Here is a 245-nt window from a genome sequence, read left to right as displayed (position 1 = left end):
AGCGCATAGGCCGCCTGCCGTACGCCTTCTTCTTCGGCGATGGCCAGTATCTTGTGTTGCAGGTTGGTGTCGCCCAGATAAAACAGGCTCTGCCCCGTCATGGCGCTGTATTGCACCCGTTCTTCCGGGGGTATCAGATTGAGTACCGCCTCCATTAAGGACGATTTGCCTGCCGCGCTGCTGCTCTGTATCAGCACGGCCAGCGGTTTGGCGAGCTTGCGGCTCACTGCGGCCAGATAGCCGGC

At 60.4% G+C, this 245-nt stretch carries 1 pseudogene; it reads right to left on the bottom strand.

Annotated features, from left to right (window positions below):
- Positions 1-245: pseudogene (locus tag CKY02_RS23350) on the bottom strand (hypothetical protein); the annotation flags it as partial.

It is taken from the genome of Photorhabdus bodei, assembly GCF_003287735.1.
In the GTDB taxonomy this organism is placed as follows: Bacteria; Pseudomonadota; Gammaproteobacteria; order Enterobacterales; family Enterobacteriaceae; genus Photorhabdus; species Photorhabdus kayaii.
This window is presented reverse-complemented; position numbering and strand designations above follow the sequence as displayed.